This is a genomic window from Comamonas testosteroni TK102, from assembly GCF_000739375.1.
Taxonomy (GTDB): domain Bacteria; phylum Pseudomonadota; class Gammaproteobacteria; order Burkholderiales; family Burkholderiaceae_C; genus Comamonas; species Comamonas brasiliensis.
Genome location: NZ_CP006704.1, coordinates 1,809,540 through 1,829,236 on the forward strand (window position 1 = coordinate 1,809,540; position 19,697 = coordinate 1,829,236).

Consider the following 19,697-nt stretch of genomic DNA (forward strand, 5'->3'; position numbering starts at 1 on the left):
CGCGTGCCAGCGATCAGCGCGCACGGCTGTCCGCCGAGTGCTGTTCGGCGTACTCAGGATCGGAAGTCGTCTCGAAGCTGCGGTCGGCGGCCCAGGCGTCGAGGTCGGCGACGGCGTACATGACGCGCCGGCCGAACTTGCGAAAGCGCGGGCCACCGCCGATCACGCGCTGCTTCTCCAGCGTGCGCGGCGACAGCCGCAGGTAGTCGGCGGCTTCGTCGTTGGTGAGATAGCGCTGCGGCTGCGCGGCAGCGGGAACAGGAGCGGCGGCAGGCCGCAAGGGAGCGGGACGCATGGTGAACACCTCCATAGCTTTCAAAGCTCCGGCCGCACAGCGCAACCGGATGGAGGCAGTCTCAGAAAACGAAGCTCCGCTGCTCAGGGACGTTTTGCATCCCCATCAAAACGTCCCTTCTCAAGCGGCGGCAGTTGTGCTAGGCGGCGATAGCCGCCGCGCATCAACGCATCGCCGCGCCGCACGAGGCGGCGCACGCGGGCGCGCAAGTCGCCGTCGGCGTGCCAATCGGCCGCCACGGCGTCGGCACCGAACAGTCCTTCAGCGACATCGCGCAAGGACGCGCCCGCCAGGGTCGCGTCGAGCGCCTGCAGGGTGTTCAGTTCGAGCATTGCAGCGTGAGTCGGCCTGGGCCTGGTGTCGGCGAAGCTGTCGCCGGAATCGTGGTCGCGCGCAGGCGTGGCAGCGCCGCCGCGGTGGGCATAGGCGACGGCCATGCCGTCTTCCAGTCCAGGCGCGAGCGCGAAGCGCAGGCAATGGCCGGGGCTGCGTGCGGTGAGCGCCAGCCCCTTGCCATCGTGGAGCAGTTGCTTATGGCCGGGGATACGCCAGAACGCGAAGGATTCGGCATCCACGGGCGGATCGGCATCGGGGTAGAGTTGCACCACGGCAGCGTGGCCGGGCTGCCAGGCCGGATGCGCGTCGCGCGCATCCAGGGCCGGGTCTTCCAGCAGGCGCAGGCTCCAGCGATGCGCCGCGTCCTGTGCTGCCTGTGACCGGCGACGATGGCGCAGCCAATCGAGCCGGTAGTCGGGGTGCCTGCGCAGGTACTCCCAGGCGAGCGCAAGGCTGTCCAGATGCAGCACGTACAGATACGCGGCAGTCGGATACCAAGACTCGGCGGCGCGATCGGCCATGACGCAACCTCCTGGGAACAGGAATCGCCGCCACGGCCGGGCTACGCGCTACATCGCCATCGTCAGAACGTCATGGGTAAAAATTGTGGCTCGGGTTGTCAAGACCAATTGGCTCCGATGCGTTGCGGTTTCCGTCTCAATGTGGCAGTGGCAGCGCCCCGACCGTGGGACGCCGTACAGGCCAGCCTGCCGCAGCCCAGGCCGGACATCATGACTGTTTCGATCAGATTTGCCGGGGTATGCCGCAAGAGTGCCGATTAAGACCTATCCGGCATGACACCAGACTGAGAAAGCCACAGTAGGCCGTACTCAGTCCGGGATGGCCCCGTCGCGCTCGGCCAGCCGGGTGTATTCCGACAGCGTGCGCGTGGGGCGGAAATAGAGGTCGCGCATCACGGGCTGCTGATGCGGCCCGACGATGCCAGCCAGCTCGGACAGCTTGACGGTTCCTTGCGCCGGCATTCCGATTCCCAGGTCGATGAGGCCCCAGGCGGTGTCGCCATCGGCGGGATCGAGCGCAGCCAGCAGCCAGGTCACATGCGCGTCCGGCGTGAACAGCCGCACCACGGGCACCGGGTCGATGGCCCGGCCAGCGGCGCGGGCCTCGCCGTTGGCGAGCAGTTGCGCGCGCTCCGGGACGGTGGCGAGTGGCTGGGGCATGGTCGGCAATCCCACAAATCCAATGATGCACGGATGCGGTTTCACGCCCAAGCGCAGAACCGCCAAACCGGATTTACGCCTTCGTGCGCAAGCGCGGATGCGCTTGCGTGGCTTTGCTGGAACCCGCCGATGCGGATTTCCGTAAAGGCACAAAAACGTAGAACACCAAATGAACACTATAGATTGTAGCTCTATAGGACGCAATGGGCTGTCATCTTGGTTTTTCGAGGGAAACCATAGGTGGCGGCTGGGAACTCATTGGCGAAGGCGTTGAAGACAGTTAGAAAGGCCCGTGGCTTGAGCCAGGAAGCCTTCTCTGACGTGTCCAGCCGTACCTATATGAGTACCCTCGAACGCGACCTGAAAAGCCCGACCTTGAACAAGCTGGCCGAGCTGTGCGAGGTGATGGAGATCCATCCGCTCACACTGCTGACGCTGGCCTATGCGGGCAATAGCCCGCACAAGGCCGACGAACTGCTGGCGCAGGTGCGCCAGGAGCTGGAGGCGGTGTTGAAGGAACGCGACGCGGCGAAGCCGCGCGCGTGACGTTGTGATGTGCTGCGACCAGCAGCACAGCGCCCCGCCGCGATGGGCGGGGCGCTGCGGCGGTCACGCCGCCTGGGGCTTGCTGCGCGACCAGATCAGGTCGTGCGTGCCGTCCTCGCCTTCGATCAGGCGGGCATAGACCGGAGCCGGGAACGAAGGATCGTCGAGGGTCACGGACAGGTAATCGCGCCCGGCCTCGCTTGTCTTCTTCCACGCCGCGCCGATGTCGTGGCCGGCGGCCTGGAGGCGGAAGTCGGGGGCGTTCTCGCTGCTGCCCTTGTCGTTGGGAACCAGCTTGGCCTTGACGTTGAGTGTCAGGGTGCGAAGCGTGCCGGTGAAGCCGTCTTTGTCTGCGGTGAAGGTGCCGATGTTGGCCATGATGTTTTCTCCTTTCGGTTGAACAAGGTTCGCGCCCATCGCGTCCTTGTTGTGATCCGGCCGGCAGGGGACGGGCTGGCCGCACCGCTTGCGGTCGAAACGCAGTGGAGAGCCGGGAGGCGAAAAGAATTTGCTGCGCGAGGAAGCCGTGCAGCGGCGGGGAAATTGTTTTCGCCGGACGGTTGCAGCCATGAAGCCCGAGGCGCAGCCGCGCCACCGCCAGGATTCACAACGAGACAAGGACGCCTTGGGTCGAACCGCTCCGAAAGGAGATAGGGCCTGCTCGGCATCCCCGCTCGAAGGCTTCTCCGGCTCGCCCGCTGACGCGGGCGAGGTCAACCCCGCAACGACAGGCGAGAACGCCTCCACCACACCTTGCGGCGCCGGTCTTGAGGCGTGGCGTGGAAGCTCCATAGCGATGCCGGGCGGGTTGTCCGTGAACCGTCCTTCGTGACGTGATGGGCAGGAACCGCCAGCGTTGAGGACGGCACGCACCTGCACAACCTGCCGCAGCAAGCGCCAGCGTGTTCGCCAGCGCCCCGTTCATCGCGGCGGGGCGCTGGACGGGCCGATCCGGCGCAGCCGGTTCGGCCACATCGAGGGGCGCCAAGCTGCGCGCGGCGGGGATAGCCCGCAGGGCTTTCCCCTGGAGGCAAGCGAAGCGCGCAGCGCCGCAGGCGCGAAGGCGTGAGCAACTGTCTTGAAAGTCAAGCCTCGCAAGCGCGCAGGCTCCATTCAATTGAAGCGTTTTGCCAATGATTCAATAAATGTTGTATTATCGAATCATGAACGAGACCCAAGCCATTTCCGCCCTCGGCGCCCTGGCCCATACCCAGCGGCTGCGCGTGTTCCGCGCCCTGGTGGTCGCCGGCCCCGAAGGGCTGACACCCAGCGTCCTCGCCGACCAGCTCGACGTGGCCCGCAACTCCCTGTCCTTCCACCTGAAAGAACTGGCCCATGCCGGCCTGGTCACCATCGAGCAGCAGGGCCGCAACCTGATCTACCGCGCCGACTTCACCCAGATGAATGGGCTGCTCGGCTATCTGACCGAGCACTGCTGCCAGGGCGGCGCGTGCGAGGTCACCGAATCCTCCTCTGCCTGTACTTCCTGCTGAAAGGATCACCCCCATGAAGCGCTTTCACGTCCACCTGCACGTCGATGACCTGAACCGCAGCATCGGCTTCTATTCCCAACTGTTCGCCGCGCAGCCCGCGCGCGTCGAAGGCGACTACGCCAAATGGATGCTCGAAGACCCGCCGGTCAACTTCGCCATCTCCACACGTGGCAACAAGCCGGGCATCGACCACCTGGGTATCCAGACCGACGATGCCGAGGAATTGGCGGTGCTGAAGGCCCGCGCCGAGGCGGCCGACATGACGCTGCTGGACGTGGGCACCACGACCTGCTGCTACGCGCGCAGCGAGAAGCACTGGATCACCGATCCGCAGGGCGTGGCCTGGGAGCACTTCCACACGCTGGGCAACATTCCGGTCTTTAACGAAGCGGCGCCTGCAGCGACTTCCGCCGCAGCGTGCTGTACCCCGGTGCGCGGCAAGCCGGTGGGCGTTGCGGTGAAGCCGGCTTCCTCCTGCTGCTGATGTGAGATACCCATGACCACCGACAAGACCTACAACGCCCTGTTCATCTGCACGGGTAACTCGGCCCGCTCCATCCTGGCCGAAGGCATCCTCAATGAATTGGGCCAGGGGCGCTTTCGCGCCTACTCGGCGGGCAGCCACCCCAAGGGCGAAGTCCACCCACTGGCGCTCGCCACGCTGGAGCGGCTGCACATGCCGACCGCCGGCTACCGCAGCAAGAACTGGGACGAGTTCGCGGCGCCCGGTGCGCCGGAGCTGGATTTCATCTTCACGGTCTGCGACAACGCCGCCGGCGAGGTCTGCCCCGTGTGGCCGGGACGCCCGATGTCGGCGCATTGGGGTGTGCCTGATCCCGCAGCCGTCGAGGGCACCGACGAACAGAAGCGCAAGGCATTCACGGATGCGGCGCTGACCTTGCGCCGGCGCATCGAGCTATTCCTGTCGCTGCCGATGCAACGCCTGGATGCCATGTCGCTGCAGCACGAGCTGCGCAGCATCGGCACGAAGTGAGGTCTGCGCGATGAGTGTTGGAACCCAAACGGCCAGCCGCGTGCCGGCCGCCCCCACCATGAGCGTCTTCGAGCGCTACCTGAGCGTGTGGGTACTGCTGTGCATCGTCGCCGGTATCGCGCTCGGCCAGTTCGCGCCCAGCGTGTTCCATGCCATCGGCCGCATGGAGATCGCGCAGGTCAACCTGCCGGTGGGCCTGCTGATCTGGGTGATGATCATTCCCATGCTGCTCAAGGTGGACTTCGGCGCTCTCGGCCAAGTCAAGCAGCATTGGCGCGGCATCGGCGTGACGCTGTTCGTCAACTGGGCCGTCAAACCCTTCTCGATGGCGCTACTCGCCTGGATCTTCATCCGCCAGGTCTTCGCGCAGTGGCTGCCCTCCGACCAGCTCGACAGCTATGTCGCGGGCCTGATCCTGCTGGCCGCCGCACCCTGCACGGCAATGGTGTTCGTCTGGAGCCGGCTGACCGGGGGCGATCCTGTGTTCACGCTGTCGCAGGTGGCGCTGAACGACACCATCATGGTCTTCGCCTTCGCCCCAATCGTGGGCCTGCTACTGGGCTTATCGTCCATTACGGTGCCGTGGGACACCTTACTGGTATCGGTCGGTCTGTACATCGTGATTCCGGTCATCCTGGCCCAGCTCTGGCGCCGCGCGTTGCTGAGCAAGGGCCAAGCCGCCTTCGACCGGGCGCTGGAGCGCATCGGCCCTCTGTCGATCGCGGCGCTGCTGCTCACGCTGGTGCTGCTGTTCGCCTTCCAGGGCGAGGCCATCATCCGCCAGCCGCTGGTGATCGCCATGTTGGCGGTGCCGATCCTGATCCAGGTGTTCTTCAACTCCGGGTTGGCCTACTGGCTCAACCGTCGGCTGGGCGAGCAGCACAACATTGCCTGTCCCTCGGCGCTGATTGGTGCCTCCAACTTCTTCGAGCTGGCCGTGGCCGCCGCCATCAGCCTGTTCGGCTTCCAGTCCGGCGCGGCGTTGGCCACCGTGGTCGGCGTGCTGATCGAGGTACCCGTGATGCTGCTGGTCGTGCGCGTGGTCAACCGCTCGCGCGGCTGGTACGAATGCGGCCCGAACTCCGCCACCCGATAACCAACCAGGTCACTCCCATGAGCACCGTCACGATCTACCACAATCCCGACTGCGGCACCTCGCGCAACGTGCTGGCCCTGATCCGCAACAGCGGCGAGGAGCCCACGGTCATCGAGTACCTGAAGACCCCGCCCGATCGGGCGACGCTGATGGTGCTGATCGCCGCAATGGGCGTATCGGCGCGCGCCGTGCTGCGCGAGAAAGGCACGCCCTATGCCGAACTGGGCCTGGGCGACCCGCAGTGGGGCGATGACCGGTTGATCGACTTCATGCTCCAGCATCCCATCCTCATCAACCGGCCCATTGTGGTCACGCCGCTGGGCACGCGCCTGTGCCGGCCTTCGGAGGCCGTGCTGGACATCCTGCCGCAGCCGCAGCGCGGCGCGTTCCGCAAGGAAGACGGCGAAGCCGTGGTGGATGCGGAGGGTCGCAGGGTCTGAGACCTCCCGCACAAGCGGCAGGCAATCTGAAGTGAGGCTGGTATTATCGAATTTCGTTATCGATATTCGATATGAAAGAGAAACCTACTCCACGTGCCATGGAGCACCACGACCTGCTGTCGGGGCTGATCCGCCTGCATGTGCTGCACCACGCAGCCGAGCAGGAGATCTACGGGCAATGGATGATCGACGAGCTGGCCCACCACGGCTACCGCCTCTCCCCCGGAACGCTGTACCCGATGCTGCACAAGATGGAGCGCGACGGCTACCTCGTCTCCCGCCAGGAGCGTGAAGGGCGCACCGTGCGCAAGCTCTACACGATCACGCCCAAGGGCAAGGAAGGCTTGGCGCTGGCCAAGGACCGCATCCGGGAGTTCACCGGGGAGGCGATGCACAAATGACAGATTCCACCAACACCTTGCAGCATGAGGCCGCTGCCGCGCGCGGCTCACCCGTCGAAGTCTTCGGCGCCTTCCTCAAGCTGGGGCTGACCTCCTTCGGCGGGCCGATCGCGCATCTGGGCTATTTCCGCTCGGAGTTCGTCGAGCGTCGCCGCTGGCTGGATGACCGCAGCTACTCCGATCTGGTCGCCCTGTGCCAGTTCCTGCCGGGGCCGGCCAGCAGCCAGGTCGGTATGGCGCTGGGGTTGGGCCGCGCGGGCTGGCTGGGGCTGCTGGCGGCCTGGGCCGGATTCACCTTGCCATCGGCGATTGCGCTGATCCTGTTCGCCTTTGGCATCGCCGAGTACCAGGGGCTGGCCCAGTCCGGCTGGGTGCACGGGCTCAAGGTCGTCGCCGTGGCCATCGTGGCGCAAGCGGTCTGGGGGATGGTCAAGTCGTTGTGCCCGGACCGGCCGCGCGCCGCGCTGGCCATTCTGGCGGCGCTGCTGACCATGGTCCTGCCCTCGGCCGCGGGACAGCTTGCCGCCATCGCGGTGGCAGGGCTGCTGGGCTGGTGGACATTGAAGATCGCGCAACCCGGCGGCGGCCACGCCCACAGCTACCCCGTCTCGCGCAAGCTGGGCATCGTGGCGCTGCTGCTGTTTGCCGCACCGCTCGTCGGGCTGCCCCTGTGGGCGGCAGCCACGGACTCGTCCACGATAGCCCTGCTGGAAGGGGTGTACCGCTCCGGTGCACTGGTCTTCGGCGGTGGACACGTTGTGCTGCCGCTGCTGCAGGCCTCGGTGGTGCCCAGCGGCGTCGTGAGCAATGCCGACTTCCTGGCCGGCTACGGTGCGGCGCAGGCCGTGCCGGGGCCGCTGTTCACTTTCTCGGCCTACCTCGGCGCGGTCGCCCACGGACCGCTGCATGGCTGGATCGGCGGGCTGGCACTCCTGGGCACGATCTTCCTCCCCGCTTTTTTCATGCTGGTCGGTGCACTGCCGTTCTGGGAAGGGCTGCGCCACCGCGCGGGCATCCAGACGGCCATGGCCGGCATCAACGCCGGCGTGGTCGGTATTCTGGTGTCCGCCCTCTATGACCCGGTATGGACGAGTGCCATCCACAGCAAGGCGGATTTTGGGCTGGCGCTGCTCTCGTTCGGACTGCTGACGGTGGGGCGCGTGCCGCCGGCGCTCGTGGTGCTGTTAGCCGGGCTGGTGGGCTGGGTCATGGCGATGGGCGTCTGAATCTCATGTGGCACACCCTGACCATCCAGCTCCGACACGAAACCGCCGACGACATTGCCGCCATCGAAGCGGTCACGACCGCCGCCTTCGCTGATGCACCACACACCAGCCACACCGAGCAATTCATCGTGCGCGCCTTGCGTGCCGCCAACGAACTGACGCTTTCCATCGTGGCCGAAGAACATGGGCGCGTCGTCGGTCACGTCGCGCTGTCGCCAGTAACGATCACCCATGAGCACAGGCGAAAGACCGAGGGCTGGTATGGGTTGGGGCCGATCTCCGTCCTGCCGCCAAGGCAGGGGCGAGGCATCGGTTCGCGCCTGATGGAACAGGCGCTGTCTGAACTGCGGGCTATGCAGGCCGCAGGCTGCGTGCTGCTGGGAGATCCAACGTACTACACGCGCTTTGGCTTCCAGGCCCATGCGGGCTTGCAACTGCCGGGCGTGCCGCCCGGCTATTTCATGGCGCTGGCCCTGCATGGGACAGTGCCGGAAGGCATCGCGCACTACAGCGATGCCTTCAACGCCGCCGCCTGAGCCAGCGCGAAGGCGGCGGCGTTTTAATTCGGCTATTGGCCTTGAACACCGGGCGCGGCCACTGTCGCACCCGGATTTCGCGTCCACCGCGCCCAGGGCGGAACGGCCTGGGCGCGGTGCTGATCGCGGTTATTCCTTCGTCTCGATGCGCCACCACACAAAGCGAAGCGCCCCGGTCGAGGCCGGGGCGCTCGCCTTCGGCGCGGGTCAAGCGGCCAGCGCCTCGGCGGGTTCATCCGCCATTGCTTCGGCATCCTCCGGGGCGTCCTGCTCCGGGCCGGCCTCCTGCGCGGTGTCCTGCGGGCCTTCGGCCTTGAAGATGGCAGGCATCCAGCCCGTGCCATCGGCCAGCCGCTCGGCCTCGCTGGCAATGTCGGCCTTCTTGAGTTTCGCCAGCCGGGTGACGGATTCCGGTGCAAACGCGCCCACGGCATCCAGAATCACGGCCTTGGAAACGTGCTTGAAGTAGCCTTCTGCGGTCGGCTTCCACCATGCGGCCATGTCGAGGCCCACGGCCTGCGCCAGTTCCGCGCCGGGCTGGTACGTCGTGGCGCGAGGCGTCACCACGTCCACCGTAGAGGCCACGCATACGGCCAGCAGCCGCACCAGTTCGTCTTGCGACTTCGCCAGCAGCACGGCGAACAGTTCGGCGCTGTCCTCCGGCAAGGCTTCACCGGCCACCTGTTGCAGTTCGCGCAGCGCCACGGCGGCGGGCGATTCCGGCCAGTCCGGGGCCATGCCTTCCAGCCGGTCTTGCGCCGTGAGGCGCACGCCGAGCGGCAGGCCATCGCCATAGGCGTCGGGATGCAAGACGGTCTGCACCATGCCATGCACCAGCGCGGCCAGCGCGACGTGCGGATGCCGGGCGACTTCGATTTGCAGCGCCGCCGTGCGGTGGGCGCTCAACCGCTGCGCCAGCCGGTCGGACAGGCTCGCGGCTTTGGGCGCGTCGTCGGCGTCCTCGTGCTCGTCGTTGGCGGCTTCGCCTTCGGCACTGCCGAAACCGCGCCGCAGCTTTTCAAGCGTGCGCAGCGCCTTCGCCTCGGCTTCGCGCAGCAGGCCGCGATGAATGACGGCCTCGCCGCTGCGGTCGATGGTGACGATGGCACCGGCCACCTCGCGCACTTCGGGGGCATAGCCTTGTAAGGCGTCCTCCGCGTCTTGCAGTTCCCCGACCACCTGATCGCGCCGCTGTTCCAGTTTCTCGGCCTTGGCCTCGTCCTCGCTGCTTTCAACTTGGCAGGCTTCTTCCAGTTCGGCTTCGATCTTTTCGAGGCGGGTTTCCAGCGAGGCGATGCGGCGAGCCTCGCGGCTGGTCGGCTCGCGGCGGTGGCGCGGGGCGTTCTGGAACGCCTGCCGTTCCTCGTAGGCCAGATGCGGCACGGCCTCCACCCATGCCCATCCCTCGGCGCGCACGTCCTCGGCCAGCATTGCCAGCTTGTCGCGCACCAGCGTTTCCAGCACTGCGGTATCGGTGAGGTAGGTTCCGGCATCGCCTTCTGCGAACAGGTCGCGGCGGATGCCGCCGCCTGCCTGCCGGTAGGCGTCCAGCCCGACGAAGCGCACCAGCGCGTGCGCGGCGTCGATTTCGCGCTCGGTCAGGCGCTCGCGCAGCTTGGACGGGCTGCGCTGCCATTCCGGCGCACCATAGAACGCGGCTTCCTGCGCGGTGTGGTCGTCGGTGATGGTCAAGGCCATCAACTGTTCCAGCGTCGCGGCTCCGGCGCGGTAATCGGCCAGCAGGCGCGGCGAGACGTTCGCCAGCTTCAAGCGGCGCTGCACCACCAGCGGGGACACGCCGAAGTCTGCGGCAATGTCCTCCACCGAGCGGCCTTCCTTGACCAGCGCGGCGAAGGCCGCGAACTGGTCGGCGGGGTGCATGTTCTCGCGCTGCACGTTCTCCGCGAGGCTGACGGTGCGGGCGGACGCATCGGCCACCAGCAGGCACGGCACTTCGTAGTCGGCGGGGATGCGCTTCTTCTTCGCCAGCAGCTTCAAGGCGGTCAGGCGACGGTCGCCTGCGACGACTTCGTATTGCTCGCCATCGGCGGCGAGGATGACGATCAGGTTTTGCAGCAGGCCGATGCGGGCAATGCTCGCGGCCAGTTCGGGGATGGATTGGCGCGGGGTCGTGCGGACGTTGCGCTTGGAGCGGCGCGGCAACAACTGCGAGAGGGGGACCAAGATCAGGTTCTTGGTCGGGTCGGCCACTTCCAGCGGTGCGGCGGCTTCGATGGCGACGGCTTCGGTTTTGAGTACGGCGTTCATGGTGATAACTCCTTGCGGTTGGGGTGCAGCAGCGAGAGAAGCGGCAAGGGCTGCTGCCTGCCCCTGCCGCGTGGGGATTCAGGCTTTCAACTGGCGCAGGCCATCGGCCAGCAGCCACAGGGCGCGGTTCAGGCGCACGCTTTGGTCGATGCCCTGCACGGGCCGGGTGGTCTGGCGGCGGCCATTCGCGGCGCGGGCGGACAGGCCGCCTTTGGTCAAGTTCTCCTGCGTGCGGTTGAACACGCTCCACAGGTCGCGGCGGTCGTCGTCATGGCGGCGCGGCCTCAGGATTTGCGATTCCGTGATGGGCGCGGGCTTGTCCTCGTCGTACTTCAACGCCAGCGCAGCGCGGGCGAACACTTCCGATTCCCCGGCGTCCAGCGTGATCGCGCGCATGGCATCGCGCGATTCCTGCGCCCGGTCGAAGCCGTGCAGGACTTCGTAAGCGCCTTCGATCACCTGCGCCGCCACGTCGCCCTTGTGCGGTACGCGCACGTCGGCCACGGTGTCACCGCAGACAAGGCCATTGCTGCAAACAAAGCGGAACATCCCGGCCAGCATCTGATAGCTGCTGGTGCCGTCATGGGAGTTCAGCAGGATGATTTCGTTGGCCTCGCGGCCGTTGATCTGGCTGGCGTGGCGCAGCCGGATCATGTGCTTGGTGTAGTCACGGCGGTCGTCATGGCGCACGCGGGTTTGCGTCACCATGAAAGGCTCGAAGCCTTCCCCGCGCAGTTCTTGCAGCACGGTGGCGGTGGGGATGTAGCTGTACCGCTCGGAGCGGCTTTCGTGCGGGGCTTCCGCGTAGATGGACGGGGCCACGGCCCGGATTTGGTCATCGGACAAGGGACGTTCCGAACGCAGCACCGGGGAACGGGAAGCGAAGCGGGATGCGAGTTGCATGGCATTTCTCCTGACAAAGAAAAAAGGGTTTGCTGTTCACCGCATACCGGATTCCTAGATTCGGAAGCCCAGCCTTTCGGCTGTTCGGTGCGGTCGGCACGAGGAACCCGGTTGGCCCTGTTGCCACCGTCTTTCCTGAGTTCATCGCCCGCGACGGTCAGGAGCGCGCGGACGGGGGCCGTCAAGGAGGCAAGCGCAGGGTGGGTGCGGCCCGCAGGCGCAGCCGAGGACACGGCCCTGCGCGCCTTGACGGCACACGGCCGCGGGCTACAGTCGCGGTGAAGGTGATGAAGTCAGGGGAGACGGCTGGACATGGCCACGGCCCCTCAATACGCCGACCGCACGGCAAGCGAAGCGCGCAGGCCCGGATCTAGGAATCCGGGCCGGAGGCGTCAGCCGAGCGGAGCGAGGGAACGATGGAAGCCCGAAGGGGGCGAGACTCGCGTAGCGAGGCTCGATGCGCAGCACGACAGCGCGACCGGCCATGTTTCTTGGCCGGGGACGCACGACTGTCCTACGATCCCTCTATGGAGGAAACCATCATCAACAACGACGATCGTTTGGAGCACATGCTCCACCGCTCCAATGCCTTGCACGAACGTCTGGATGAACTACTGGGCGACGCCGATTTCGATGGATCGCCCCGTGGCGAGTCAGCTCTTGGCATGTGCCTGGTCGCTATGGAGCATGCAACAGCGATGCGAGCATTGATGGCGCTGCGACTACCCTCGTCCGCCGTCGGCCTCATGCGCCTGCAGTTCGAGGCCCTGACGCGGGCAATGTGGCTGCTCTACGCAGCCAGCGACGCAGCGATCGACAAGCTGCTGGCGCCACTGACGCTGCAGAGCGAACAGGCGGCCAAGAACTTGCCTGGCGCCAGCGAAATGATTGAGCAGATCGGCAAGCGAGTCGGACAAGGCGCGCCGGCGGCTGCGCACCAAATGCTTTCGCATTTCAAGGATGTGACCTGGCACGGCATGAACTCGTTCGTGCATGGCGGCATTCATCCACTGCGGCGCAGTGCCGACGGCTTCCCGGTCGATCTTGCGCTACAGGTACTGCGCAGCTCGAACGGTCTGACGACCATGACCGGCATGACGATGGCAGTCCTCACCGGCGACGAGGCCGTGGCCAAGCCCGTGAGTAAGATCCAGCCGGCATTCGCCGACTGCCTGCCGGATCTCCTGAAACCTTGAACGAGGCATCTTGCGACGCCCCGCGCGAAATCATTCGATGATCCGCCCGGCCAGCCGCGCATCGCGCGCATAGGCACTCAGGCGCTTCTCGGCACGGAAGTGCAGATCGCGTTCGACCGGCAACCCGAGCCGCCCGCGCACGGCCGCCAGCTCCTGCAGGCTGACCCAGCCGATTTCCGGCATCCCCAGGCCCAAATCGCACAGCCCAAAGGCGTGGTCGTGGTCATCGGGATCAATCTCGGTCAGCAGCCAGGTCGCGCCGGCGTCCGGCGTGAACAGCTTGACCACGGGGGCCGGATCGAAGTCCGGGTTCTCCAAGGATTCGCGGCCGTTGGCCAGCAACACGATGCGCTGCTCGTCGGTGATGAGTGCGTTGTTCATGGTGAACTCCTGAAAGGAAGCCGGGCGGAATTGCCCGACCCTTCCGGGGCACGGCGCAGCGCAAGCAGTCAGGGGTCAACGACGGCCGCCAGGACGCAAGCGCCATCGGCGCGCAGCCCTTGACGGCGAGAACGCCGTGGCACGATGAAGGGAACAGCAAGACCGCCTCCCTCGCACCTCCACGCACCCGGGTTTTCGGCAAGTGCGCAGCACGCGCAGGCCCGCGAGGGCCGGAGTTGCGCCGCCGGGCGCAGCAAAAAGGGGGCCGAAGCCCCCAATGGTCAAAGCAGGCCGCGTTCGGCGAATGACGTGGTGCGAGTCCCCGCAACGATGACGTGATCCAGCGTGCGAATGTCCACCAGCGCCAGCGCCTGCCGAAGCTGCGAGGTCATCGCCTTGTCGGCCGCGCTCGGCTCGGAGTTTCCGCTCGGATGGTTGTGCGAAACGATGACCGCCGCCGCATTGAGCCGCAGCGCCTGCTTCACCACCTCGCGCGGATGCACCTCGGCGGCGTCGATCGTGCCGCGGAACATCTCCACGTAGTCGATCAGCCGATGGCGCGTGTCGAGGAACAACACCGCGAAGACTTCGTGCTCGAAGCCGGCCAGCTTGGCGCGCAGGTAGTCCTTCACCGCCTCCGGCGAAGTGAACGCCTCGCCGCGCTGCATCTTCTGTTCGATGACCTGGCGCGCGGCTTCCAGAATCTGGTCGGCGTCCGCCAGCCGATAGCGCCCACGGCCATCGCGCACCATCAGCGGGGTGTCGAGAGTGAGGGTCAGTTGCGACATGATCGTGCTCCGGTTGCTCGGGCGGAATTGCCCGGAACCGGTGCCAGCACGGCGCAGCGCAAGCAGTCAGGGGTCGCAGACGGCCGCCAGGACGCAAGCGCGCATGGCGCGCGCCGCCCTTGACGGCGAGAACGCCGTGGTACGGTGAAGGGAAACAGCAAGACCGCCCCATGCCATACACGAACCCTGGCAAGCGGAGCGCGCAGGCCCAGCAGGGCCGGAGGCGTCAGCCGAGCGTCGCGAGGGAACGATGGAAGCCCGCAGGGGCGAGACTCGCGCAGCGGGGCTTGATGCGTAGCACGACAGCGCGGCCCGACCGGGGACGCCCGAAATCGGCTATCTTTGAAGGAGATTCCCGCATTGGGTTTCGTAAGGTCAGATAGGCGAGAACACTGAAATCACAAGGAAGAGCATGGCCGCCCTCTATCAACTTGCAGTGCTTGGTTCGCCAACCGACGCCCAGATTTCTGAGCTTGAAGAAATCGTCGGAACTGCCGTAGGCATGTTCAACTTGCGACTAGGACATGAAGTTGGATGGGAGGTGCGCCCGGAAGCGTTTAACCCCGACCAACAGCGCTCATCCGCTGCAGTATTTTTCGGGGGCGACAATCCACCTCTCGCCAACGTGGCGAAGTTGCTGGAGCGAGGCATCCCGCTACTGCCGATAGCATCCGACGTCAATCGAGTTAACGCAGAGATTCCTGAATTACTGCGACCTCTCAACTGCTTAGCCTATGCCGCCAACGGGTCACAGCGTGTCGCGACCGCTTTACTTGAGTGTGCGGGGTTGCTACCTCGCCAGCGTCGAGTGTTCGTAAGTTACCGCCGGGGCGAAGCCCGTGAGGCAGCCTTGCAGCTCTTTGACGCCTTATCTGCTCGGCTATTCGATGTGTTTCTCGATACGCATGGGATTCCACCTGCGGAAGATTTTCAGACGATGCTATGGCATCGCCTTTGCGATTCCGACGTTCTTGTGATGCTTGACACGCCAGGCTACTTTGAAAGCCGCTGGACAAGCGCAGAGTTCGGACGCGCTCTGGCGAAAGGCATCAGCGTCTTACGGGTTGGCTGGCCAGACTGCACGCCATCTGCGCGAACAGCCACCGCCAGTCGCGCAGAATTGTTGCCCGACGAAGTGGATGCGGCCACAGGACGCCTCGCGGACAGCGCTGTGGAGCGAATCTGTCTACAGCTCGAAGAAGTTCGCAGCCAAAGCCATGCGGTCCGTTCCGTCAATCTAGTGAGCAATTTGCGCAACGCTATTCAAACGATTGGCGGTCAACTTGTCGGCGTTGGACCGAACAAGGCGGTCTATATCCGACTGCCGGATGGCCGGAATGTCGTCGTCTACCCAACAGTTGGTGTCCCCACGTCGACCACGTTGCATGACGCATCCACCAATTCGCCAGATCAATCGGTTGCCGTCGTTTACGATCATGTTGGCTTGCATCCCCGGTGGCTGGGGCATTTGGACTGGCTGGGCCAGCATATCCACTCTGCGCGGTGGGTCAAAGCCAGCGAGGCTGGATGGCAATTTGCGGACTGGGAGGCCTGAATCGTGAGCGCAATCTTCCTTTCAGCCAGTATCCCACTTGTCGGCCGCGGCTCGTATCACGAGACCGCCAATCCATTCCTCATCCAATGCGCTGTGAGGGAACTGGTCATGGCCGTCATTCGTCAGCACAAGATCGTGTGGGGAGGCCATCCCGCTATCACGCCTATGATCTGGAGCATTTGTGAGGATTTGGGTGTCGATTATTCTGGGGCCGTGGTTCTGTATCAGAGCACGTTCTTCAAGGATCGTTACCCGGAAGAAAACGACCGTTTTCACAATGTAGTATTCACCAATGCAGTTGCCGGTGACAGAGAGGCGAGCCTGCTGCTAATGCGGGAAGAAATGCTGTCGCGCGATGATCTCGTTGCCGCTGTTTTCATCGGCGGCATGGAAGGAGTGGAAGCCGAGCATGAACTCTTCAGGAAATTCCACCCCGCCGCCAAAGTTCTGCCCGTACCGTCGCCAGGCGGGGCGGCCTTGAACTTGGCCAAAGATCAAGGTTATTTCGCCGATGCGGATCTTGGTGATGTGGACTTCGCGCAACTCTTTCACACGCACCTCGCATTGAACATTCAAGGTGCAGCGAGTTGAGTCTCCTCTGCAGATTTACATGATCCAACAAAGGACTCGCCATGCCACGGAAAATCTTCTATAGCTTCCACTATCAACGCGACAGTTGGCGCGCCTCCAAGATACGGAATATTGGTGTTGTTGAGGGCAACCAACCAGCAAGCGATAACAAATGGGAAGAAGTGAAGCGAGGCGGCGAGGCCGCAATCAAGCGCTGGATCGACGATCAGCTGCAAGGACGGACATGCACAATTGTTCTGGTCGGAGCCGAAACGGCGAATCGCCCCTGGATTCGATATGAGATTGAGCAGTCATGGAATAGTGGCAAGGGACTCTTGGGGATACGAGTCCATAAGCTGCTGGACCACAACCAGCAACCATCAGTTGCCGGGGCCAATCCATTTGACTCATTTACCTTGAACGACGGTAGAAAGCTATCCACCGTCGTCCGCATGTACGATCCACCAGGGGCCACGAGCAGTGCGGCCTATAACCACATCAGTGACAACCTGTCGGGCTGGATTGAAGCGGCGATCGCTGCGCGCTAAGAAGCCAAGCCTCTCGTCAAAACAACGACCCAGTGCTCATGGGGCGCCCATAGAGCTCCGAGATTTGCCTCTGGAACTGGGTCTGTCCTCCATAGCTAGGATGCCTCACGCAAATCACGGGTACGGAATCCGTGATGCGATGGGCCGCAGCGGCGGCATCGTTGCCGATGGCGACGATGCGAGAGGGACGTAGCAAGACAATGAGCTGTTGGAGCAGTTCTTCGCCGGCTCGCCTCTCACGCGCGTTGTGCTGCCGGTTGGTGAACGGATCTCCTGATTCGTGCGGATGCAGAGGGAAAACGTTCCAGAGGAAGATGCGGGCATCAATATGTTCCAGCATGCCCCATATGACCGCGGCGGTTCGTTCGGCCACAGCACTGCCTATCGTCGGCCGTTCGGCGACCTGGTCGAGATTCCAACGCCTAGCGTGCTGGCTTATGTGAAGGTCGTCGGTCAGGGCTAACCCAGTGCGGCGTCCTCCGCGATATCCGAGGTCTCGTCCAATCCATATCGCGTCTACGGGTTCCTCGGTTGCACGACGCAACATGGCGGACAGTGCAGCAGCACGGCGACGTGGTGCATCGCGTCGATCATGAACTTCACAACGATCCGAATACGGATTGAAGCAGTCTTCGAACTGCAGAGAAGCAACTGCATCAACGAACGGGTGGATCTTCATTTTTCAGACTCAAGTGGCATGTATTTGATGGTGCGTTGTTCTCGGTTTCCAATGATCCAGCCGCCTTGATTTTCCTTGAGCTGGCGAAAGACAGCATAGCCATCCAGGATTGCCTTTTCCCAGAGCTTTAGCGGACATTTCTCCACTTCGTAACCACTCACGAACTCACCAATGGTCTTGAGAACCCCAAGTGAGACCTTTTCCTGATTCTCGAAGAAATTCAGCTCCTTGGCTCTGGAGAAAATCCACGCTGAAAGCCCTTCTTCCACGACGATGGCCCGACCACTGTCCTGCTCTTCATCGTATTTCGGATTGCTCTTTCGCTTGTGCTTGATCAATGACCGCATCACAGGTGACCAGTGCAGGATTGCTGCATAAGAAAAGTGGAAGACATCATGGAACCGGTAGCCATCGCGATCGGCAATGTTGTCCGTCAGAGGGTCTCCAATGAATACGCCCTTCCATTGGAGGTAACTCTTGCCACTGCCTCGCTGATTGACCCGGATTTTGAAATCCCTGGGTAGCTGTTCCTCAATTCCAAACTCACTGTCGAAATCAAGGCCAGCCAGGTCTTCTGCCTGCGGCTCCAAGAACGCGCCGCGAGCTTTCCGGAGATTTCCGCGAGCCACCTCAGAGAACGCAAGTTCGGCCGCATGAATTGCATCCAGGTAAGCCCGTGCGAAAGCAATCAAGTCTGCGCGTGCAGGCGTACTTCCAAGTAGCGCTGCCGCTGACTGCCCCAAACGCACCAAGGTGGCATCCAACGAAGCAGTCGCGGCGACAGGCACAGCGATATAGGCTAACGCACCTTCGGTGATGTCACTTGCAGCGCCCACATTCTTGAAGTTTCCGTGGTTCGCAGCTTCCGAGAATATCTCTTCGAGAGGAATCTGCAGGCGCCTGCAGATTGCAGCCAAATACCAGAGGGTGTCGCCAAACTCCTCTTCTGCCGCCTTCTTGAAACCCGGGTAAGCCGTTCTCTCTCGAACACTTTTCTTGGCCGTAGCCATTATGCCGCCGACTTCTCCGTATAGACCTTGGAGGACAGGATTGAAGTCATTCGGGTTGAGTACGTCTGTGGCTGCAATTTCCGCAGCGTAATCCGAGAGCAAGAGGGAGCCTTCCTTTTTCATCGGTCACCTGCGAAGAGTCAGCCATTCGAATGGAGCGCCCTGATAACCGCTCACGTCAAAGCTGCGAATCCATTTCTCAAGGTTCGCAATCAGTTGCGCATCGTCAAAGGTGGTTAGACCTATTCCCGTTTTGCATAAGGGCCGATCTTGCTGGTCTTTCAGTTCCTCGGGAAATTCCGGACCCTCGCCCCCGAAGTACACAAAATCATTACTGATCAGGACCCTGTTGACGCCCGTATCACGGGCAACATGGTCCGGGTTGAGCGTGCCATTGGGGCGGGAATGAAATGAGTCTCGCTGCTGCCAAGCGGCTCCAGGCGCGGCCCTGAAGTAGATGTTGTCCCCGCAACTTTGCTTCCGACTCCCATTGCGGTACGGCATCTTGTATTCAAACCGTGGATCTGCGCCATATTCGTCGAATGTCATCGCCTCGGTAACGCGCATCGCGTACACGAGACGCCCGCCACGTCGGACAGTTCTATCATTGCTGCCACTGCCGACCACCCAATCACCGATGTCAGCGGATCGGCGGATATTGGGTTTGCAGGTCGCAAGCGTGCAGTAGCCATAGAAAGGGTTGGGCGCGAAACCACTGTCGTATCGCACCACATAGGAGTGAATGCGAGCCATCAGCAGGGATGCCGCTTGAGTGGAACCGGGTCGCAGGCACCACCGTCTGGCTTTTCCCACGAGTCCTTCCCGTTGATCGCGTCAATGATCGCATCGCCGTTCCACCCAACCAAGGCGTCGGCATATTCTTTCAGGGCCTCTGGAAGGTCGCATTCCTTCTCGCCATGCTCCCAAACACCGACAATGCGCTTGCCCTGTTTGGCCGCATATTCGATTTCCCAGTTCACCCAATCGCTATTCTTGGTCTGGGGCGAAACGTAGCAAATGAACACTCCAGCCCAGTTGATGGCAGGGGCAAGGATCTGCGTCTTTATGTAGTGCTCATCGGTGGCATTGTTGAACTTCCCTGTATGGATGGAGGAATCCCTGACCTCGATCCCTTTTGGAGCTAACAGATCCTTCAGCTTCTGGAGTCCGTGATCGTCCTTATGGACATGGCTGATGAACACGTTCCTTTTCTCTGCCACCTGTCACCTCCATTGTTCTTACATGGTTTGAAGAT

General features: G+C 63.4%; 25 protein-coding genes. 13 read left to right on the forward strand and 12 right to left on the reverse strand.

Annotated elements, in window-relative coordinates; all coding sequences use genetic code 11:
• Window positions 1-13: 13 nt before the first annotated feature.
• The 3 genes from O987_RS08130 to O987_RS08140 all read right to left on the reverse strand — a co-directional run bounded on the left by O987_RS08130 (window position 14) and on the right by O987_RS08140 (window position 1,812).
• Window positions 14-295 carry a helix-turn-helix transcriptional regulator gene (locus O987_RS08130; protein WP_043376244.1) on the reverse strand — a complete coding sequence of 94 codons (282 nt, stop codon included), beginning with the start codon at window positions 293-295 and terminating at the stop codon, window positions 14-16.
• An 83-nt stretch (window positions 296-378) separates the two neighbouring features.
• Window positions 379-1,152, reverse strand: a complete 774-nt coding sequence (locus O987_RS08135; protein ID WP_043371600.1) for a DUF2285 domain-containing protein — start codon at window positions 1,150-1,152, stop codon at window positions 379-381.
• A 309-nt stretch (window positions 1,153-1,461) separates the two neighbouring features.
• Window positions 1,462-1,812 (reverse strand): DUF2958 domain-containing protein, encoded by a 351-nt coding sequence (locus O987_RS08140; RefSeq protein WP_015014849.1) that lies wholly within the window; start codon window positions 1,810-1,812, stop codon window positions 1,462-1,464.
• 240 nt (window positions 1,813-2,052) lie between these two features.
• Here O987_RS08140 and O987_RS08145 point away from each other — a divergent pair, with 240 nt between their 5' ends.
• Window positions 2,053-2,358, forward strand: a complete 306-nt coding sequence (locus tag O987_RS08145; protein WP_013721774.1) for a helix-turn-helix domain-containing protein — start codon at window positions 2,053-2,055, stop codon at window positions 2,356-2,358.
• Window positions 2,359-2,421: 63 nt separating this feature from the next.
• Here the strand turns inward: O987_RS08145 and O987_RS08150 are convergent, their stop codons facing one another.
• Complete coding sequence (locus O987_RS08150) at window positions 2,422-2,736, reverse strand: DUF736 domain-containing protein (RefSeq protein WP_015014848.1); 315 nt, start codon at window positions 2,734-2,736, stop codon at window positions 2,422-2,424.
• Window positions 2,737-3,521: 785 nt separating this feature from the next.
• Here O987_RS08150 and O987_RS08155 point away from each other — a divergent pair.
• From O987_RS08155 to O987_RS08190, 8 genes are all read left to right on the forward strand, one after another.
• A complete protein-coding gene (locus O987_RS08155) occupies window positions 3,522-3,851 on the forward strand; it encodes an ArsR/SmtB family transcription factor (RefSeq protein WP_003116799.1) in 330 nt (109 codons plus the stop codon).
• A gap of 13 nt (window positions 3,852-3,864) precedes the next feature.
• Complete coding sequence (locus O987_RS08160; RefSeq protein ID WP_043371604.1) at window positions 3,865-4,335, forward strand: ArsI/CadI family heavy metal resistance metalloenzyme; 471 nt, start codon at window positions 3,865-3,867, stop codon at window positions 4,333-4,335.
• A 12-nt stretch (window positions 4,336-4,347) separates the two neighbouring features.
• The gene (locus O987_RS08165) at window positions 4,348-4,845 is read left to right on the forward strand and encodes an arsenate reductase ArsC (protein ID WP_013721777.1); all 498 of its coding nucleotides are present in this window, start codon (window positions 4,348-4,350) and stop codon (window positions 4,843-4,845) included.
• Between the two features lie 10 nt (window positions 4,846-4,855).
• On the forward strand, window positions 4,856-5,941 hold the full coding sequence (arsB, locus tag O987_RS08170; protein WP_013721778.1) for an ACR3 family arsenite efflux transporter: 1,086 nt from the start codon (window positions 4,856-4,858) through the stop codon (window positions 5,939-5,941).
• Between the two features lie 17 nt (window positions 5,942-5,958).
• Window positions 5,959-6,381, forward strand: a complete 423-nt coding sequence (gene arsC, locus O987_RS08175; RefSeq protein WP_013721779.1) for an arsenate reductase (glutaredoxin) — start codon at window positions 5,959-5,961, stop codon at window positions 6,379-6,381.
• A gap of 98 nt (window positions 6,382-6,479) precedes the next feature.
• Window positions 6,480-6,782 carry a PadR family transcriptional regulator gene (locus O987_RS08180; RefSeq protein WP_003107234.1) on the forward strand — a complete coding sequence of 101 codons (303 nt, stop codon included), beginning with the start codon at window positions 6,480-6,482 and terminating at the stop codon, window positions 6,780-6,782.
• Window positions 6,779-8,008 (forward strand): chromate efflux transporter, encoded by a 1,230-nt coding sequence (chrA, locus tag O987_RS08185; protein WP_043371607.1) that lies wholly within the window; start codon window positions 6,779-6,781, stop codon window positions 8,006-8,008. Before O987_RS08180 ends, chrA begins: the two co-directional genes overlap by 4 nt.
• 5 nt (window positions 8,009-8,013) lie before the next feature.
• Window positions 8,014-8,544 (forward strand): GNAT family N-acetyltransferase, encoded by a 531-nt coding sequence (locus O987_RS08190; RefSeq protein WP_003107230.1) that lies wholly within the window; start codon window positions 8,014-8,016, stop codon window positions 8,542-8,544.
• A 207-nt stretch (window positions 8,545-8,751) separates the two neighbouring features.
• Here O987_RS08190 and O987_RS08195 read toward each other — a convergent pair whose 3' ends face one another.
• On the reverse strand, window positions 8,752-10,812 hold the full coding sequence (locus tag O987_RS08195; protein ID WP_043371610.1) for a ParB/RepB/Spo0J family partition protein: 2,061 nt from the start codon (window positions 10,810-10,812) through the stop codon (window positions 8,752-8,754).
• 78 nt (window positions 10,813-10,890) lie between these two features.
• Window positions 10,891-11,715, reverse strand: coding sequence for a DUF932 domain-containing protein (locus tag O987_RS08200; RefSeq protein WP_015014844.1), 825 nt, complete (start codon window positions 11,713-11,715; stop codon window positions 10,891-10,893).
• 527 nt (window positions 11,716-12,242) lie between these two features.
• Between O987_RS08200 and O987_RS08205 the strand changes: the two genes are divergently transcribed.
• The gene (locus tag O987_RS08205) at window positions 12,243-12,911 is read left to right on the forward strand and encodes a DUF6988 family protein (protein WP_013721782.1); all 669 of its coding nucleotides are present in this window, start codon (window positions 12,243-12,245) and stop codon (window positions 12,909-12,911) included.
• 30 nt (window positions 12,912-12,941) lie between these two features.
• Here O987_RS08205 and O987_RS08210 read toward each other — a convergent pair whose 3' ends face one another.
• Together O987_RS08210 and radC are read right to left on the reverse strand one after the other, a co-directional pair.
• Window positions 12,942-13,292, reverse strand: a complete 351-nt coding sequence (locus O987_RS08210; protein ID WP_013721783.1) for a DUF2958 domain-containing protein — start codon at window positions 13,290-13,292, stop codon at window positions 12,942-12,944.
• Window positions 13,293-13,573: 281 nt separating this feature from the next.
• On the reverse strand, window positions 13,574-14,080 hold the full coding sequence (gene radC, locus O987_RS08215; RefSeq protein ID WP_013721784.1) for a RadC family protein: 507 nt from the start codon (window positions 14,078-14,080) through the stop codon (window positions 13,574-13,576).
• Between the two features lie 412 nt (window positions 14,081-14,492).
• On the opposite strand from radC, the gene O987_RS08220 reads away from it, so the two are divergent.
• Genes O987_RS08220 through O987_RS08230 form a run of 3 tightly spaced genes read left to right on the forward strand, consistent with a single transcriptional unit; the run spans window position 14,493 to window position 16,753 of the window.
• Window positions 14,493-15,635, forward strand: coding sequence for a toll/interleukin-1 receptor domain-containing protein (locus O987_RS08220; protein WP_013721785.1), 1,143 nt, complete (start codon window positions 14,493-14,495; stop codon window positions 15,633-15,635).
• Window positions 15,636-15,638: 3 nt separating this feature from the next.
• Window positions 15,639-16,226, forward strand: a complete 588-nt coding sequence (locus O987_RS08225) for a hypothetical protein (protein WP_043371612.1) — start codon at window positions 15,639-15,641, stop codon at window positions 16,224-16,226.
• Between the two features lie 41 nt (window positions 16,227-16,267).
• Window positions 16,268-16,753: a TIR domain-containing protein gene (locus tag O987_RS08230; RefSeq protein ID WP_011805825.1), complete on the forward strand. Its 486-nt coding sequence runs from the start codon at window positions 16,268-16,270 to the stop codon at window positions 16,751-16,753.
• Window positions 16,754-16,769: 16 nt separating this feature from the next.
• Here O987_RS08230 and O987_RS08235 read toward each other — a convergent pair whose 3' ends face one another.
• From O987_RS08235 to O987_RS08250, 4 genes are read right to left on the reverse strand one after another with little or no spacing between them, the layout of a single operon-like run.
• The gene (locus tag O987_RS08235) at window positions 16,770-17,432 is read right to left on the reverse strand and encodes a uracil-DNA glycosylase (protein ID WP_011805824.1); all 663 of its coding nucleotides are present in this window, start codon (window positions 17,430-17,432) and stop codon (window positions 16,770-16,772) included.
• A complete protein-coding gene (locus tag O987_RS08240) occupies window positions 17,429-18,565 on the reverse strand; it encodes a nucleoside triphosphate pyrophosphohydrolase family protein (protein WP_043371617.1) in 1,137 nt (378 codons plus the stop codon). The genes O987_RS08235 and O987_RS08240 overlap by 4 nt, the downstream gene beginning before the upstream one ends.
• 3 nt (window positions 18,566-18,568) lie before the next feature.
• The gene (locus O987_RS08245) at window positions 18,569-19,195 is read right to left on the reverse strand and encodes a hypothetical protein (RefSeq protein ID WP_011805822.1); all 627 of its coding nucleotides are present in this window, start codon (window positions 19,193-19,195) and stop codon (window positions 18,569-18,571) included.
• A complete protein-coding gene (locus tag O987_RS08250) occupies window positions 19,195-19,662 on the reverse strand; it encodes a TIR domain-containing protein (RefSeq protein WP_013721787.1) in 468 nt (155 codons plus the stop codon). The genes O987_RS08245 and O987_RS08250 overlap by 1 nt, the downstream gene beginning before the upstream one ends.
• Window positions 19,663-19,697 lie beyond the last annotated feature (35 nt).